This window comes from Sanguibacter sp. Z41_6 (assembly GCF_059621145.1).
Genome location: NZ_JCAQIF010000001.1, coordinates 1039080 through 1052825, shown reverse-complemented (window position 1 = coordinate 1052825; position 13746 = coordinate 1039080). Strand labels below are relative to the sequence as shown.

The following is a 13746-nucleotide window of genomic DNA, read 5'->3' as shown; positions in this document are numbered from 1 at the left end:
GACGACCTTGTCCCCCGGGGCCGCCGCAGCGGGCTCAGGCGTGACTTTCATACCGTGCTCCTTCATCGAAGGGACCCGCGCGACGCCCGGCACCCGAGGGTGCCGGGCGCCGCGCAGGGACCTGGCGTCGGTCAGCCGTTGCTTTCGGCAGCGTCCTTGGCCTCGTTGATCAGGTCAACGTAGGCGGGCAGGCCCTGCGCCTCGAGCTCGGCGACGTAGGAGTCCCACTCCGAGAGGTCACGGTCACCGAGGATGAACTGCAGGGTGGCAGTGTCCACGGAGTCCTTGATCGGCGTCCCCATGAGGGACGCCTGCTCCAGCTGAGCCTCGTCGAGCGGGGCCGGCGGGAAGGGATCGCGCGGGGTGCGCGTGGAGAGCACGGTGTCGATGTAGTCGACGTACTGCTCGGTGTTGTACGACTCCTTGAGCTCACGGGACTCGGTTCCGCCAGCGAGGACGTCGTTGCCGTAACCGAGGTCGATCTTGATGTCCGTGGTGCCGGTGTCCATGTTCATGTTGTACGCGGCGTACTTGTACTCCGGGTTGAGCGTGTAGGTTCCGTCCTCACCCTTCGTGTACGTCTCGCCCTCGACGCCCCACTGGATGAGGTCACGCGCCTCGGGGCTGTAGTACAGCCAGTCCATGAACTGGATCGTGCTGCACAGGTTCGGGTCGTCCTCCGCCTGGGCGGTGAGCATGAAGCCGTGCCAGAAGCTGCGGGGCTCCACGACCTGGCCGGCGTCGCCGCCGGGGGGTGCGATCTGCACGAGCTCGTAGTCCGTGACACCGGCCGCGTCGAGCGCGGTGGCGAACTCCTGGACCGTGCCGGGGGCACCGGAGGCCGCGAAGACCTTCTCGGCCGCGAACTTCTCGGTGACCGTGCCCATGCCGTCGTTCGGGGCGGTGAAGGACTCGGTGTCGAGCAGACCGTCGGTCGCGAGGCCGTTGAAGTACTCGACCATCGACTTGTACTCGTCGGAGGTGGCCGCGTACTTGAACTCCCCGGCCGCGTCGTCGTAGAACATGCCGGTGCCGAAGCCCCAGCCAGCGACGGTCCCGAAGGCGTGTGCCGCGTAGTTGAGCATCGACTGACCCTCGAAGCCGTCCGCGAGGGGCTTGCTGTCGGGGTACTCCTCCTTGATGAGCGCGAGGCCCTCCGCCAGCTCGTCCCAGGTCTCGGGCACCGGGGCGCCGACCTCGTCGAAGACGTCCTTGCGGATGATGAGCGAGAACATCGGCACCGAGACCTCCTGGAGGCCCGGGGTCATGTAGTAGCGGCCGTCGGACTGGCGCAGGTTCTCGATCATGCCGCCGAGGTCCCACTCCTCGACGTACTTCTCGAAGTTGGGCATGTACTCGGCGTAGTCGCTCAGGGGCAGCGCGGCACCCGAGGCAGCGTACTGGCGCTCGTCACCCGTGTAGATGAGCGGGATCGCGGTGGGGGCGTCGCCGGCGCTGATGAGCAGGCCGCGCTTCTCGACCGCGTCGCTGAACGGGATGTGCGTCGTGACGATCTTGACGTTGGTGCGCGCCTCGATCTCGTCGAAGATCTCCCACGTGTCCTTGACGGGGGACTCGGGCCAGTCGGTCCAGAGCATGCTCACCTCCATCGGCTCCGGGTTCTTGAAGGTGGTGTCGGCCTTGTAGTCCTCCACGGCGCACGTGATGTCGGCGGGGCCGGCAGTGGTGCTGCCACCGCCGCCGTCACCGTCGGAGCACGCGGCGAGGGCGAGCGCCGAGACGGCGGTGAGGGCCACCCCTCGGTAGAGCATCGCCGACCGGCTGGGTCGGGCGTTCTTGACGGGAACCATGATTCTCCTCGTTGAGATCGGGCTGATCTGATGCTGGAAAGTGGTGGTCTGTGGTGGTGCTGGATCGGTGGTCCGGATCAGACCGGTGCGCGCCAGGTGTCGACGCCGGTGAGGGGCACGAGGTCCGGTCGCTCGGGCGCCGTCGTCATCGCCGTGCGACGACCCGTGCTCGCGGACTCGAGCAGACCCGTCATGATCTCCATGACGTGCAGGCCCAGGTCACCGCTCGCACGGGGCCTCGCGGGAGCTGCGCCGAGGCCTGCGGCCCCGACCATCTCGAGCAGGCCGACCCCTCGGGAGGCGTCGACGAATCCCGCGCGCGGCTCGACGACGTCCCACGACCTCTGCCCCCTCGTGAGGAGCTCGACGTCGCCCGAGAAGTAGTTGGGGTCGGGTACCGCGACGGCACCCTCCTCGCCGTAGACCTCGATCGGCCGGGCACGGGTCCCGGCGGCGTCGAAGCTCACGGTCACCGTGGAGATCGCCCCGTTCGCGTGCTCGAGGGTCCCGGCGACGTGCGTCGCGACCTCGACGGGGATGACCTCGCCGGCACGTGCACCGGAACCGATGGTGCGCGTGTCCCGCAGCCGGCTGGCCGTACCCGTCACCGAGACGACCGGGCCGAGCAGGTGGACGAGGCTCGTGAGGTAGTACGGGCCCATGTCGAGCAGGGGACCGCCGCCTTCCCGGTAGTAGAAGTCCGGGTTGGGGTGCCACGCCTCGTGACCGGGGCAGACCCAGGTCGCCACGGCGCCGGTGGGCCGTCCGATGAGGCCGGCGTCGATGACGGAGCGCGCCGTCTGGACGCCGGTGCCCAGGACGGTGTCCGGGGCGCAGCCCAGTCCGGTCCCGGCAGCCTCGGCGGCGCGGACCACGGCGAACGAGTCCTCGAGCGTCGCCGCGAGCGGCTTCTCCCCGTAGTGGCTCTTGCCGGCGGCGATGCACGCGAGGGCGATCTCGGCGTGCGCACCGGGGATCGTCAGGTCGAGGACCGTCTCGACGTCGTCGGCGGCAAGCATGTCCTCGAACGAGCTGGCCCGGGTCCCGGGCAGCCGGTCGGCGACAGCAGAGGCGCGCTCCGCATTGAGGTCGGCGACCGCGGCGATGCGGACCCCGGGGTGCTCGGGGAGCGTGGCGAGGTAGGCGTCGAGGATGACGCCGAGCCCGACTATGCCGATTCCGTGCGGCTCGCCCACAGCAGACCCCTCTCGATGATGGTGCGGACGTTCGGGTCGGACAGCACCTCGGGCGAGTGCCCGGGTGTCGCCACGAAGATGCGCCCGGCGCCCCACAGGCGGGTCCAGACGGCGGGGGACGTGATCGGCCGGTGCCAGGGGTGGTACGGCTGCACGGGGTGCGTCGTCGTCGCGAGGACGTCGATGAGGTCGTCGTGCAGCACCCAGTACTGCTCGGTGTCGAGCTCGAAGTCCTCGATGCCGGCCATGATGGGGTGCGCGCGGCCCTCGTCGGTGACGGTGACCGTGTACGGCAGGTAGTTGTCCGTCTCGTCCCCGACGCGCTCCTGCGGGTGCTTGGCCGGGTGCGTCGCGAACTGCCCACCGACGAGCTGGAGGTAGTCGGAGTTGTTGCGGTAGGAGTCCGCGATCCCGCCGTGCCAGCCCGCGAACCCGGTGCCGGCCTCGATCGCGGCGCGCAGGCCCTGGAAGGCCGGTCCGCTGATCTCGGACATCGTCACGCTCTGCAGGACGAGGTCGACCCCGGCCATGCGCTCCGCGTCGGCGTAGACCTCGTTGCTGCCTTCGATCTCCACCTCGAATCCCTGCTCGCGCAGGAAGGGTACGTACAGGTCGGTGGCGGCCTCGGGCTGGTGCCCGTCCCACCCGCCTCGTACCACGAGTGCTCGTCGTTGCACGGTCTCGTCCTCTCTGGTCATGATCGCCGTCCGGTCGCCGGGACAGCGTTGGCGTTCCCTGCTGGGAACGGTCGGGCAGCGTCGAGGGAGCTCCACTCGGCGCGAGTCAGGGCGAGGACCGAGCCGTGCTTGGTCTGCGCGGGGAGGTGGAGGTCCTCGTCGGGGACGGGGACCCAGCTCCCGGAGGCGGGGTCGTCGCAGACGAGGGCCCGGAAGCCCTGCTGCGCCCCGTACTGGTCGACCCAGCAGAACCAGCGTCCGCCGCCGTCCTCCTGGAACATCAGGGGGCCCTCGACGTGCTCACCGAAGCTCGCGCCGATGCGCGTCGCGACGGTGACGGGTGCGGGGTCGTCGAAGCCGCGGCGGACCTGGTGGAACACGCCCAGCGAGTCCGGGTCGGCGTCGTCGTGCTTGGCGAGCACGTGCACGACGTCTCCGTCGGGTACCGCGACGAGATCGATGACACCCGTCGGCATCTCCAGGTAGGGCACCGGCTCCGAGAAGCTCACGAAGTCGTCGGTGGTGACCATGTGGACCATGGCCGCGCTCCGTCCGAGGTGCTCCGGGTCCTGCTCGTCGAACACGGTCCCGGAGAAGAACACGCGGTAGGTCGATGCCGCGTCGTCGTAGGCGACCGTGGGCGCCCAGGCCATGCCGAACGTGGCCGGGGCGACCTCGACGTAGCGGGGGGCCGACCAGTGGAGGAGGTCGGTCGAGTCCCACACGACGAGACTGCGGCTGCCCTGCCGGGTGAACGCGTGCCAGTCCGGGTCACCGGCTCCCCACACGCGCAGGTCTGTCGCGAGGATGTGGAAGCCGAGTCCGTCCGCGCGCCGCACGACGAAGGGGTCACGGGCACCGGTGGTGCCGCCGGTCGGGGCGAGCACGGGGGCGCCGTCGTTCAGGCGCCGCCAGCGCAGGGGGTCGCTCCCCTCGCTCAGTGAGAAGTAGACCTGCTCGGCATGCGCCGCCGCGTCCTCGACGAAGTGGACGAGAAGGTATCCGTAGGCACCGTCGCCCATCTCATCCACTCCTCTGACCTGCGGCATCGTTACCGCGTGAGATCGATCTCCGTGGAGAGCATGCACGACGCCCGGCCCCCGTGTCCAGAAGGTGTCGCAAACGTTATCGAAACTTCTCCAAACGCGGGACGGGCCGCCTGACGACCACGGCCAAACCCACGCAGACCCGCGCTCTAGACGGAGTTCCGGGAGGTCAGGCTCGCGGTCAGCACGACGTGCTGGGGCGGGGCATGCGGGGAGGTGATCGCCTTGAGGATGAGATCCGCGGCCCGGCTGCCCATCTCCTGCAACGGCTGCCGCACCGACGTCAGCGGCGGGCTCGCCGTCGCCGCCACGACCGTGTCGTCGAACCCGGCGACCGAGACGTCCTGCGGAACGCGCAGGCCCGCGGCCGCCAGCACCCGGAACGCACCGACAGCCATGAGGTCCGACTGGGCGAAGAGACCGTCGATCGGCCCGCCCTGCAGCAGCTGGGCAGCCGCGACCGCACCCGAGGCCATCGAATAGTCACCCCGTGCCGACGGCCCCGGCTCGATCCCCCACTCGGCCAGCTCGGCGAGGAACCCCCGGTGCCGCTCCGCCGCCGGGAAGTACCCCGCGGGGCCCTTGATCGTCGCGACCCGCACCCGCCCCGCCTCGAGCAGCGCGCGCGTACCCAGTCGGGCGCCCCCGTAGTGGTCGGCGTCCACCGACGTGACGTCCTGGGGCAGATCAGCGCGCGGCCGCCCGATGTACACGACTGGGATCGGCAGGTCGCGCAGGTTCCGGTACAGCCCCTCCGACTCCCGGGCGAGCACCACGATGGCCCCCTCGACGTGCCGCGAGGTGAGGTACCGCGCGAGGCCCACAGGGTCGTTGCCGTCGTCGAGCAGCAGGACGGGTTGGCGCCCGTGCGCGAACAACGTCGTCGTCGCCCCCCGCAGGGGCGCCCCGACGAACGGACCGGACAACCCGTCCAGCTCACTGTGCGGGACCACCACCGCCACAGAGCCCGACGCGCCCCCACGCAGAGCCCGGGCCGCCGCGTTCGTCTGGTAGTCCAGCGCAGACGCAGCCTCCACCACCCGCCGAGCCAGCTCCGGATCCACGCTGACATGCCCGGCCAGCACCCGCGACGCCGTCGCACGCGAAACGCCCGCAGCCTTGGCCACGTCGACAAGGGTGGGAGACCCAGATGGTTGAGGCACGGGGTGCAGCATGCCACCACGACCCCCGCACCGCACGTACCGGGTGAGATCCCCATGCCCGGTACGTGCGGGTCAGGAGAGGTCGGGGATCGTCGCGATCTCGTCCGCAGTCGGCTCCCGGAGCGGCTCCGCCGCCGCTGGCTCGTCCCCGGGCGTCGCCGTCGACCCGCCCGCGGGCACGGTCTCCGCGGGGTCCTCGAACGCCACGAGCTCGACGAGGATGAGGCCGTGCCCGTCGGGATCGGTGACCTCCGCGTAGACCTGCGCGGACTCCGGGTCCACGACGGGCGCCGACGCAGGCTCCACCCCGAGCTGCGCGAGCCGCTCGAGGGTCGCCGCGAGGTCGTCGACGTAGAGGACGAGGGACGGCCCGTCGGCGGCCCGGGCGCCAGCTGCTCCGTCGTCCGCACCGGTCGGCATGAGCCACAGCCCCGCATCCCGCAGGCCCCCGGGGCCGACGTGCAGGAACCGGACGTCCTGGGTCGTCGCGTCGTACAGCGCAGTGAACCCGAACGCGTCGCGGTAGAACGCGGCCGTGGCGTCGGGGTCGCGGGTGAGCAGGACGATCCGTCCGATCTGCGTGGTCATCCTCCGACGGTAGCCGCGGCATCCGACCCCGACCACCGCGCCGCCGAGCGCCGACGCGCGCGCAGCCACCACGAGAAGAGCACGACGGCGAGGAGGACCTCCGCGACGTCACCCCCGTAGTACATCCACTGCGCGGCCGCCCGGTCGTCCTCGACATCGTGCGCGGCTCCGACGGGAAGCTCGCCGGCCCGCGCGTAGAGGATCTTGGCGAGGAACGCGTGCGCACCCCCCGCCAGGACGAGGACGGTGGCACGCACGAGGACACCGGGCCGGTGGGGTGCGGGGTCGGGTCCCGCGATCGACCACGTGAACAGGCACCCCGCGAGCAGCAGGTGCAGGAGGACGAGGCGCGCGAGCCCCGGCACCGCCTCTGTCGAGGCGTAGAACGGCGTGAGGTACAGCCCGAAGAGTGCGCCCACGTGCAGCGTCGCGGCGACGACGGGGTGGCCGAGGACGCGCACGACCCGCTGCCGGAGCACCGACCCGACCACCCGTCGCGTGACCGGTGAGGCCGCGCCGAACAGCACGGTGACCGGCGCGCCGAGGACGAGCCCGAGCGGCGCGAACATGCCGACGAGGAGGTGCTGCGCCATGTGCCCGCGCGCGGGTTCCGGGACGACCTCCCGCAGGACGGGCGAGACCGCGAGCGCGAGCAGGAGCGCGCCCGTCACGAACGCCGCCGTGCGCCACGGGCTCCAGGGCCGGCGCAGTCGCGCGCGTCGGCGCGTCACCCCGAGGGCATAGAGCCCGACGAGCACCACGAGGACCGCGACCGGCAGGAGCCACGGCCCGGCGCGGCCGGTCGCGAGGACGTCGTGCACGTCAGGCGTCGCGCGGCGCGGCGGCGCGAGCGCCCACGGCGAGAACCATGCCCACGCCGATCAGCACGACGGCGGCACCGATCCACACGACGTCGTAGGGCAGCGTGTCGACGCCGTACCTCACCTCGTGCAGCCGGAGCACCTTGTGGTTGACGACGCCGTCGAACAGCTGGAATCCGCCGGCCCCGACGAAGAACCCGGCCCAGGCAGCCCGGCGGGCGAGCGCGGCACGGCCACGCAGGTCGGCGAGCAGGAAGAACCCTCCGACGAGGAGCACGAGCTCGGTGGCGTGCAGCAGCCCGTCGGTGAGCAGCGCGACGTCGGGTGTCGAGCGGTCGTAGAAGTGGTGCCACCCGAGGATCTGGTGGAAGACGATCTCGTCGACGGCAGCCATGATGCCGACGCCGATGAGCGCACCCGTGAGCACGGAGCGCCCGCGGTCGCCCCCCGGCTGCGCCCCCACAGGCACCTCTCGTCCGTCGACCACCGCTGCACCACCTCGTCACGTCGCCTGGTCGCCTGGCCCCGACCACCGTATGCCGGTGCAGCCGACAGCGCGCCCGGGCGGTCGCCGGAGGAGGTCAGCTGCCCTCGGCGTCGATCGCGTCGAGCTGGTGACGTGACGGCGCCGACGAGCCCGGGGACCCGCTGGTGAGCACCGACAGCGTCACCCCGTCAGGCTCGGGGCCGCGGGTAGAGCGTCGCCCCCGGTGGGACGACGAGATCGACGGGTTCACCGGGGACGAGCTCGAGGTCGGCGGCGAGCACTGCGGGGACGTCGGCATGCACCCCGCCGGAGCCGACCCGCACGAGGTCACCGCGGGGTTCGACCTCGTCGACGGTGCCGCGCAGGACGCCGGGGCCCGGGGGGCTCCCGTCGGGTGTCCGCAGGTGCACGTCCGACGGGCGGAACGCGTAGGCCACTGCCGACCCCTCCGCCGGGGACGGACCCCCGGCACACCTGGCGTCGATCACCACCTCGGTCCCGTCAGGCCTGCGGAGCCCGTCGCGCGTCCGGGAACCGGTGAGCAGGTTGAGCCCGGCCACCTGCGCGGTGAAGCGGTGCTGGGGACGTTCGAGGACGTCGCGCGGAGGTCCGTCCTCGACGACCCGACCGTCGACGAGGACGACGACGCGGTCGGCGAGCGCGTGCGCGTCGAGGACGTCGTGGGTGACGAGGACCGTCGTGCGGCCAGCGAGGACGGTGCGCAGCAGCCGGCGCAGGTGCGGCGCGACGGCTGCGTCGAGGGCTGCGAGAGGTTCGTCGAGCAGGAGGAGGTGCGGGTCGGGCGCGAGAGCGCGCGCGACGGCGACGCGCTGCGCCTGTCCGCCGGACAGCTCGGCGGGGCGCCGGTGGGCGAGGTCGCGCGCGCCGACCGCGTCGAGCCACGTCATGGCGCGCTCGGTCGCGGCGCGCCGGGGCGTCCCGGTGCTGCGCAGCCCGAAGGCGACGTTGTCGAGCACGCTGAGGTGCGGGAAGAGCAGGGCGTCCTGGGCGAGCAGCGCCGCGGCGCGCTGGTGCGGCGGGAGCCATCTGCCGCGGCGCCCCGCAGATGCTGGGCCAGGGGTTGCTTGATCAGGGTTTGCTGGACCGGGGTGCGCGGGACCGGGGGCTGCCGGACGAGCGGCGCCGGGCAGGTCGAAGAGGACGCGGCCGTCGAGCTCCGCGCGTCCGGAGTCGGGGCGCAGCAGCCCTGCGACGAGCCCGACGAGCGTCGACTTCCCGGCCCCGTTGGGTCCGAGGACGGCCACCGTCTGCCCGGCCGGGACGTCGAGCGTGACGTCGAACCCCCGCGCGTCGAGCCGCGCCGCGAACGTCAGGCTCATGCGGTGCGCGCCGGGGGTCGGCGGTGCGCGACGCCGACGACGACCACGGCGACGGCGACGAGGACGAAGGACAGCGCGACGGCTGCGTCGGGATCCGTCTCGCGCTGGAGGTAGACCTCGAGCGGCAGCGTCCGGGTCACCCCCTGCAGGCTCCCCGCGAACGTCAGGGTGGCACCGAACTCGCCGAGCGCCCGCGCGAAGGACAGGACGACCCCGGAGACGAGCCCGGGCACGACGAGCGGCAGCGTCACCCGCCGCAGCACGGTGGTGGGCGCGGCGCCGAGCGTCGCGGCGACGTCCTCGTAGCGCGTCCCCGCGGTGCGGAGCGTGCCCTCGAGACTGAGCACGAGGAACGGCAGCGCCACGAACGTCTGGGCGAGCACGACAGCGGTGGTCGAGAACGCGACCTCGATCCCCGCCACCTCGAGGGTGTGGCCCAGGAGACCCTGCCGTCCGAACAGGGACAGCAGCGCGAGGCCCCCGACGACGGGGGGCAGGACGAGCGGCAGCAGGACGAGCGCCCGGGCGAGCCGCTGCCCCGGGAACCGCGTCCGTGCGAGCACGAGCGCCATCGGGAGCCCGAGCACGACGCACAGGGCGGTCGCCGCGAGCGACGTCCGCAGGCTCAGCAGCAGCGCCGCGACGGACGACCCGGACGTGACGAGCGACCCGAAGTCCTGCCACGGGACCCTGGTGGCCATCGCCACGACGGGCAGGACGACGAGGAGCCCGCCCACGGCGGCGACCGCCACGACCCACGTCGGTACCCCGCCGAGGCCGGGGGTGCGCACGACCCGGGTCCGCGCGCCGACGTCGGGCGTCTGCAGCGAGCGCGGCCGGCCCACTACGGCCCCCCGAAGCCGGCGTCGGCCAGCACGGTCTGCGCCCGCGGGCCGAGCAGGTACTCCCGGAACGCGTCGGCGAGCTCCGGTTCGGCGCTGCCCGACAGCACGGCCACGGGGTAGGTCGTCGAGGTCGTCGGCGCGAGTGCGATCCCTTCGACCTGTCCGTCGGCACCCGCGACGTCCGTGACGTAGACGAGCCCGGCGTCCGCCTCGCCCGAGGCGACCTTGCCGAGGACACCCGTCACGGACGACTCCTCGCTCACCGGTGCGAGCGTCACCCCGGCGGCACGCTCGAGCTCGACCGTCGCGGCACCGCACGGCACCTGGTCCGCGCACACGACGGTCCGCACGTCGTCGCGCGCGAGGTCGGCGAGGTCCTCGATCCCCGCAGGGTTCCCTGGCGGGACGGCAATCTCGAGGGAGTTCGTCGCGAGATCGGCCGTGGGGCCCGCGACGAGGCCGGCGTCCGCCACGCGGTCCATCGTCGCGGACCCGGCGGGCACGAAGATGTCGGCCGGGGCACCCTCGACGACCTGCCCCGCGAGGTCGGCCGACCCTGCGAAGCTCAGCCGGACGCTCGTCCCGGGGTGCGCCGCCTCGAAGTCGCCGGCGATCTCGGTGAGAGCGGCGGTGAGGGACGCGGCCGCGAAGACCGTGAGCGTGCGCGCGTCGCCGTCGGTCGCGCGGGCGTCCCGCCGTTCCGCGAGCCCGCACGCCGAGCAGCCGAGCAGCAGGGACGATGCGGTGAGCAGAGCCAGGACCACGTGGCGCGGCCCCGTCCGTTCCGGGGCGACGCGCCCCACCCTCATCCCTGACCCCGCGGGGTCTCGATCGCCACCGTCGTCGCCTTGATGACCGCGATCGCCGTCGAGCCGAGCTCGAGGCCGAGCTCCCGGACGGCCTCGCTGCTGATGAGGGACACCACCCGGTGCGGCCCGCACTGCAGCTCGACCTGGGCCATGACCGTGTCCATGACGATGCCGGTGACGAGCCCGACGAACCGGTTGCGGGCCGAGCGCCCGACGTCGGACGGGTCGGCCGGGAGCACCGCGTTGTCCCGGGCGAGGCGAGCGAGGGCGAGGCCGTCGACGACGGACCGGCCGGAGTCGTCCTTCTGCGCCTCGAGGATGCCTGCGTCGATCCAGCGGCGCACGGTGTCGTCGCTCACCCCGAGGTAGGCGGCGGCATCCCTGATCCGTATCTGCGGCATGGATCCGATCGTAGTCCCGCGTCTACGGATGTGGGAGGCGTCATCCTGCGGGTGCCCGCGCCGTCCGGGCCCGCGGATGGGGACTCCTGCCCATGCGCCGACCCTGAAACGGTCGCGGACCTCCGGTTAGGGTTGATCGACGCTCGAGGGCGGCCCGCACAGCCCCGCACGTAGGACGACCCGGACTGGACACGATGACGACCACCGCATCGCTCGGCACGCGCACCGCTGGTACGCGCACGGCTGCCATGCGCATCGTCTTCATGCGCACCGTCGGCGCGCTCGCGGCAGGGACGCTCGCCGCCGCCGCGCTCGCCGGGTGCTCGAGCGACACCGGGTCCGCGCCGTCCACGCCCTCGTCCGGCGCACCCACCGCCCCCGCGGGGCCCACGGACCCGACGGCGGAACCGACCCCTGCCGACGAGCCCACCGAGGCAGCGGAGACGGTCGTCGACCGTTCCGACGGGACGACCGGCCTCGAGCTCGTCCACCTGCCCGAGCTCACCGGCGACGAGGCCGCGGCCGTCAATGCGTTCACCCAGTTCCAGGTCGAGTACTGGCACACCCGCCGCACGAGCGAGATGTCCCCCACCGCGGTGGACATCGTCTCAGACACAGCCCTCCCGGTGTTCGACAAGCGGATCGAGCTGCAGCAGGCCAACGCTGTCGTCCTCGGCGGGACCGTGACCCTCTCGCCCCGGCTGGAGTTCCTCGACGGCGACCTGGCCGCCGTGAGCGCGTGCGTCGACGAGACCGACGTGCTCGCCGTCTTCGCCGACGAGACCGTCCCCGCACTCAGCCTGGGTGGCGAGGCCACGCACCGGGGCTACGCCGACCTCACGCGCGCCTCGGGCACGTGGCGGGTGTCGGGCTACACGATCCAGCCGGAGGTGTGCACCCCATGACAGATGCCGACGGTCAGGTGGCCGGTGCGGGACGCACCCCGGCACGGTCCGCGTGGGTGCGGCGCGGCGCGGCGCTCCTCGCCGCGGGCGCGCTCCTCGCCGGGCTGCCGCTCGTCACGGCGCCGCCGGCGACGGCGGCCGGGTGCATCGTCGACAGCTGTGGCGACGACGACGCCGGGGCGAGCTCGGGTGCCGGCATGATCACGGTCGTCGTCACGGGCTCCGGCGTGAGCCGCGGCGGGGGCACGGTGAGTGTTCCCGCCTACTCGGTGTCGGTGCACCCCGTCTGCTACTTCGTCCCGTTGTGGACGGGCAAGGAGTACTACGACGGATGGCAGCCGGGTGGCTCGATCCTCGCCACCGCCGGGTACGGCAACCGGGGTGAGGAACCCGACGCCCCCGTGCCCGGGTACGAGCAGCACAAGGACGACACCGAAGGCAGGTGGTGGGCCCCGGTGTGCTCCACCGCGTATCACGACGGCACCTCTGAGGAGTTCACCGCCGAGGCCACGGCGTGGTTCGACCGGTACGACGAGACCTTCGTGCCCGTCGGCGCCGCACCGCCCGGCGTCGAGATCCCGGTCGAGGTCCTGCGTGACATCGCCGTCGAGGAGATGGCGCTGCCCGAGCCGGCCGTCAGCTGGAACCCGCAGCTCGAGAACGGCGGCGCGACGCTCGTGAACTTCGACACCTGGGTGTGGCTCGAGGACCCCGTCGAGGAGCTCAACGTCACCGCCACAGCCGGCGGAAACTCGGCGACGGTGGTCGCCACTCTCGCGAGCACGTCGCTCAGCGCCCCGGGCGCCGAGGGCAGCACGTGCGCGGGTTCCGGGACCCCGTGGTCCCCGGGCGCGACGTCAGACTGCACCATCGTCTTCACGCGCTCGAGCGCGAACCAGCCCGGCCTCAAGACTCCCCTGACGATCACGACCGGGTGGGACGCGACGTGGTCGGCCAACGGCGTCCCCCAGGGTGCGCTCGACAGCCAGACACGGACCGCGCAGACCCTCGTCCCCGTCGCCGAGGTCCAGTCGATCGTCGTGCCCTCGAGCTGACGCTCCCGGCGCGGCCTCCCGCTGCACCCCTGGGACCTCTCAGGCCCAGCGGAACCTGTCGACGAGCGTCCCCACCCGCGCCACCCGCGACAGGAGGGTGAGCAGCCCGATGCCGAGCGCGGCGCCCACGACGTTGAAGAGGGTGTCGTTGACGTCGGCGACGTGGCCGCCGCCGAGGAGGTGCGCGGTGGCGTACTGCACGAGCTCGATCGTCAGGCTCGCCGCCGTCGCGAGCGCCAGCGCTGGTCGCCACGACAACCCCGCTCCGAGCAGCGGCACGAGCATCCCGAGCGGCACGAAGACGAGGACGTTCAGCACGGCGTCACCGACGTCGTAGCCCACCAGCGGCACGAGGTTGAGGTGCCCGGACCAGGGCGCGCTGCCGCGGGGCTTGTCGAGGAAGATCGGGAACACGGTGTTCGCGACGATCCCAGCGGCGTACACGCCCAGGGCCAGCGCGACGGCTGCACGCGGTGCCGTCATCATGCCTCGACGGTGCAGATGCACGAGCAGGGCCACGAGGGTCACGGCCGCGACGGGGACGACCACGGGAAGGACCGGCACGGGACTGAACATCCGCGCTCCCCTCGATCGCCTGGAGC

At 72.5% G+C, this 13746-nt stretch carries 15 protein-coding genes; 2 read left to right on the top strand and 13 right to left on the bottom strand.

Features of this window, described 5'->3' with window-relative positions; translation table 11 throughout:
• Nucleotides 1-131: 131 nt before the first annotated feature.
• From AC54T1_RS04960 to AC54T1_RS04905, 12 genes are all read right to left on the bottom strand, one after another.
• Complete coding sequence (locus AC54T1_RS04960) at nucleotides 132-1811, bottom strand: ABC transporter substrate-binding protein (protein ID WP_496911247.1); 1680 nt, start codon at nucleotides 1809-1811, stop codon at nucleotides 132-134.
• Between the two features lie 77 nt (nucleotides 1812-1888).
• Nucleotides 1889-3007, bottom strand: a complete 1119-nt coding sequence (locus tag AC54T1_RS04955; RefSeq protein ID WP_496911246.1) for a Gfo/Idh/MocA family protein — start codon at nucleotides 3005-3007, stop codon at nucleotides 1889-1891.
• Nucleotides 2980-3705: a ThuA domain-containing protein gene (locus tag AC54T1_RS04950; protein ID WP_484344222.1), complete on the bottom strand. Its 726-nt coding sequence runs from the start codon at nucleotides 3703-3705 to the stop codon at nucleotides 2980-2982. The genes AC54T1_RS04955 and AC54T1_RS04950 overlap by 28 nt, the downstream gene beginning before the upstream one ends.
• Complete coding sequence (locus AC54T1_RS04945; protein WP_496911245.1) at nucleotides 3702-4706, bottom strand: glycoside hydrolase family 43 protein; 1005 nt, start codon at nucleotides 4704-4706, stop codon at nucleotides 3702-3704. The genes AC54T1_RS04950 and AC54T1_RS04945 overlap by 4 nt, the downstream gene beginning before the upstream one ends.
• Nucleotides 4707-4879: 173 nt before the next feature.
• Nucleotides 4880-5905 carry a LacI family DNA-binding transcriptional regulator gene (locus AC54T1_RS04940; protein ID WP_496911244.1) on the bottom strand — a complete coding sequence of 342 codons (1026 nt, stop codon included), beginning with the start codon at nucleotides 5903-5905 and terminating at the stop codon, nucleotides 4880-4882.
• Between the two features lie 60 nt (nucleotides 5906-5965).
• A complete protein-coding gene (locus AC54T1_RS04935) occupies nucleotides 5966-6481 on the bottom strand; it encodes a VOC family protein (protein WP_496911243.1) in 516 nt (171 codons plus the stop codon).
• Nucleotides 6478-7302: a cytochrome c oxidase assembly protein gene (locus tag AC54T1_RS04930; protein WP_496911242.1), complete on the bottom strand. Its 825-nt coding sequence runs from the start codon at nucleotides 7300-7302 to the stop codon at nucleotides 6478-6480. Before AC54T1_RS04930 ends, AC54T1_RS04935 begins: the two co-directional genes overlap by 4 nt.
• Before the next feature lies 1 nt (nucleotide 7303).
• Nucleotides 7304-7789: a DUF2243 domain-containing protein gene (locus AC54T1_RS04925; protein ID WP_496911241.1), complete on the bottom strand. Its 486-nt coding sequence runs from the start codon at nucleotides 7787-7789 to the stop codon at nucleotides 7304-7306.
• 188 nt (nucleotides 7790-7977) lie between these two features.
• Nucleotides 7978-9129: a sulfate/molybdate ABC transporter ATP-binding protein gene (locus tag AC54T1_RS04920; RefSeq protein ID WP_496911240.1), complete on the bottom strand. Its 1152-nt coding sequence runs from the start codon at nucleotides 9127-9129 to the stop codon at nucleotides 7978-7980.
• On the bottom strand, nucleotides 9126-9920 hold the full coding sequence (locus AC54T1_RS04915; RefSeq protein WP_484344215.1) for an ABC transporter permease: 795 nt from the start codon (nucleotides 9918-9920) through the stop codon (nucleotides 9126-9128). Before AC54T1_RS04915 ends, AC54T1_RS04920 begins: the two co-directional genes overlap by 4 nt.
• A 53-nt stretch (nucleotides 9921-9973) precedes the next feature.
• Complete coding sequence (modA, locus tag AC54T1_RS04910; RefSeq protein WP_496911239.1) at nucleotides 9974-10777, bottom strand: molybdate ABC transporter substrate-binding protein; 804 nt, start codon at nucleotides 10775-10777, stop codon at nucleotides 9974-9976.
• A 2-nt stretch (nucleotides 10778-10779) separates the two neighbouring features.
• Entirely contained in the window at nucleotides 10780-11184 is a 405-nt protein-coding gene (locus tag AC54T1_RS04905) for a TOBE domain-containing protein (protein WP_484344213.1), read from the bottom strand.
• 194 nt (nucleotides 11185-11378) lie between these two features.
• On the opposite strand from AC54T1_RS04905, the gene AC54T1_RS04900 reads away from it, so the two are divergent.
• Nucleotides 11379-12089: a hypothetical protein gene (locus AC54T1_RS04900; protein ID WP_496911238.1), complete on the top strand. Its 711-nt coding sequence runs from the start codon at nucleotides 11379-11381 to the stop codon at nucleotides 12087-12089.
• The gene (locus AC54T1_RS04895) at nucleotides 12086-13144 is read left to right on the top strand and encodes a hypothetical protein (protein WP_496911237.1); all 1059 of its coding nucleotides are present in this window, start codon (nucleotides 12086-12088) and stop codon (nucleotides 13142-13144) included. The genes AC54T1_RS04900 and AC54T1_RS04895 overlap by 4 nt, the downstream gene beginning before the upstream one ends.
• 39 nt (nucleotides 13145-13183) lie before the next feature.
• On the opposite strand, the gene AC54T1_RS04890 is transcribed toward AC54T1_RS04895, so the two are convergent.
• Nucleotides 13184-13720 carry a VanZ family protein gene (locus AC54T1_RS04890; protein ID WP_484344210.1) on the bottom strand — a complete coding sequence of 179 codons (537 nt, stop codon included), beginning with the start codon at nucleotides 13718-13720 and terminating at the stop codon, nucleotides 13184-13186.
• Nucleotides 13721-13746: the final 26 nt, after the last annotated feature.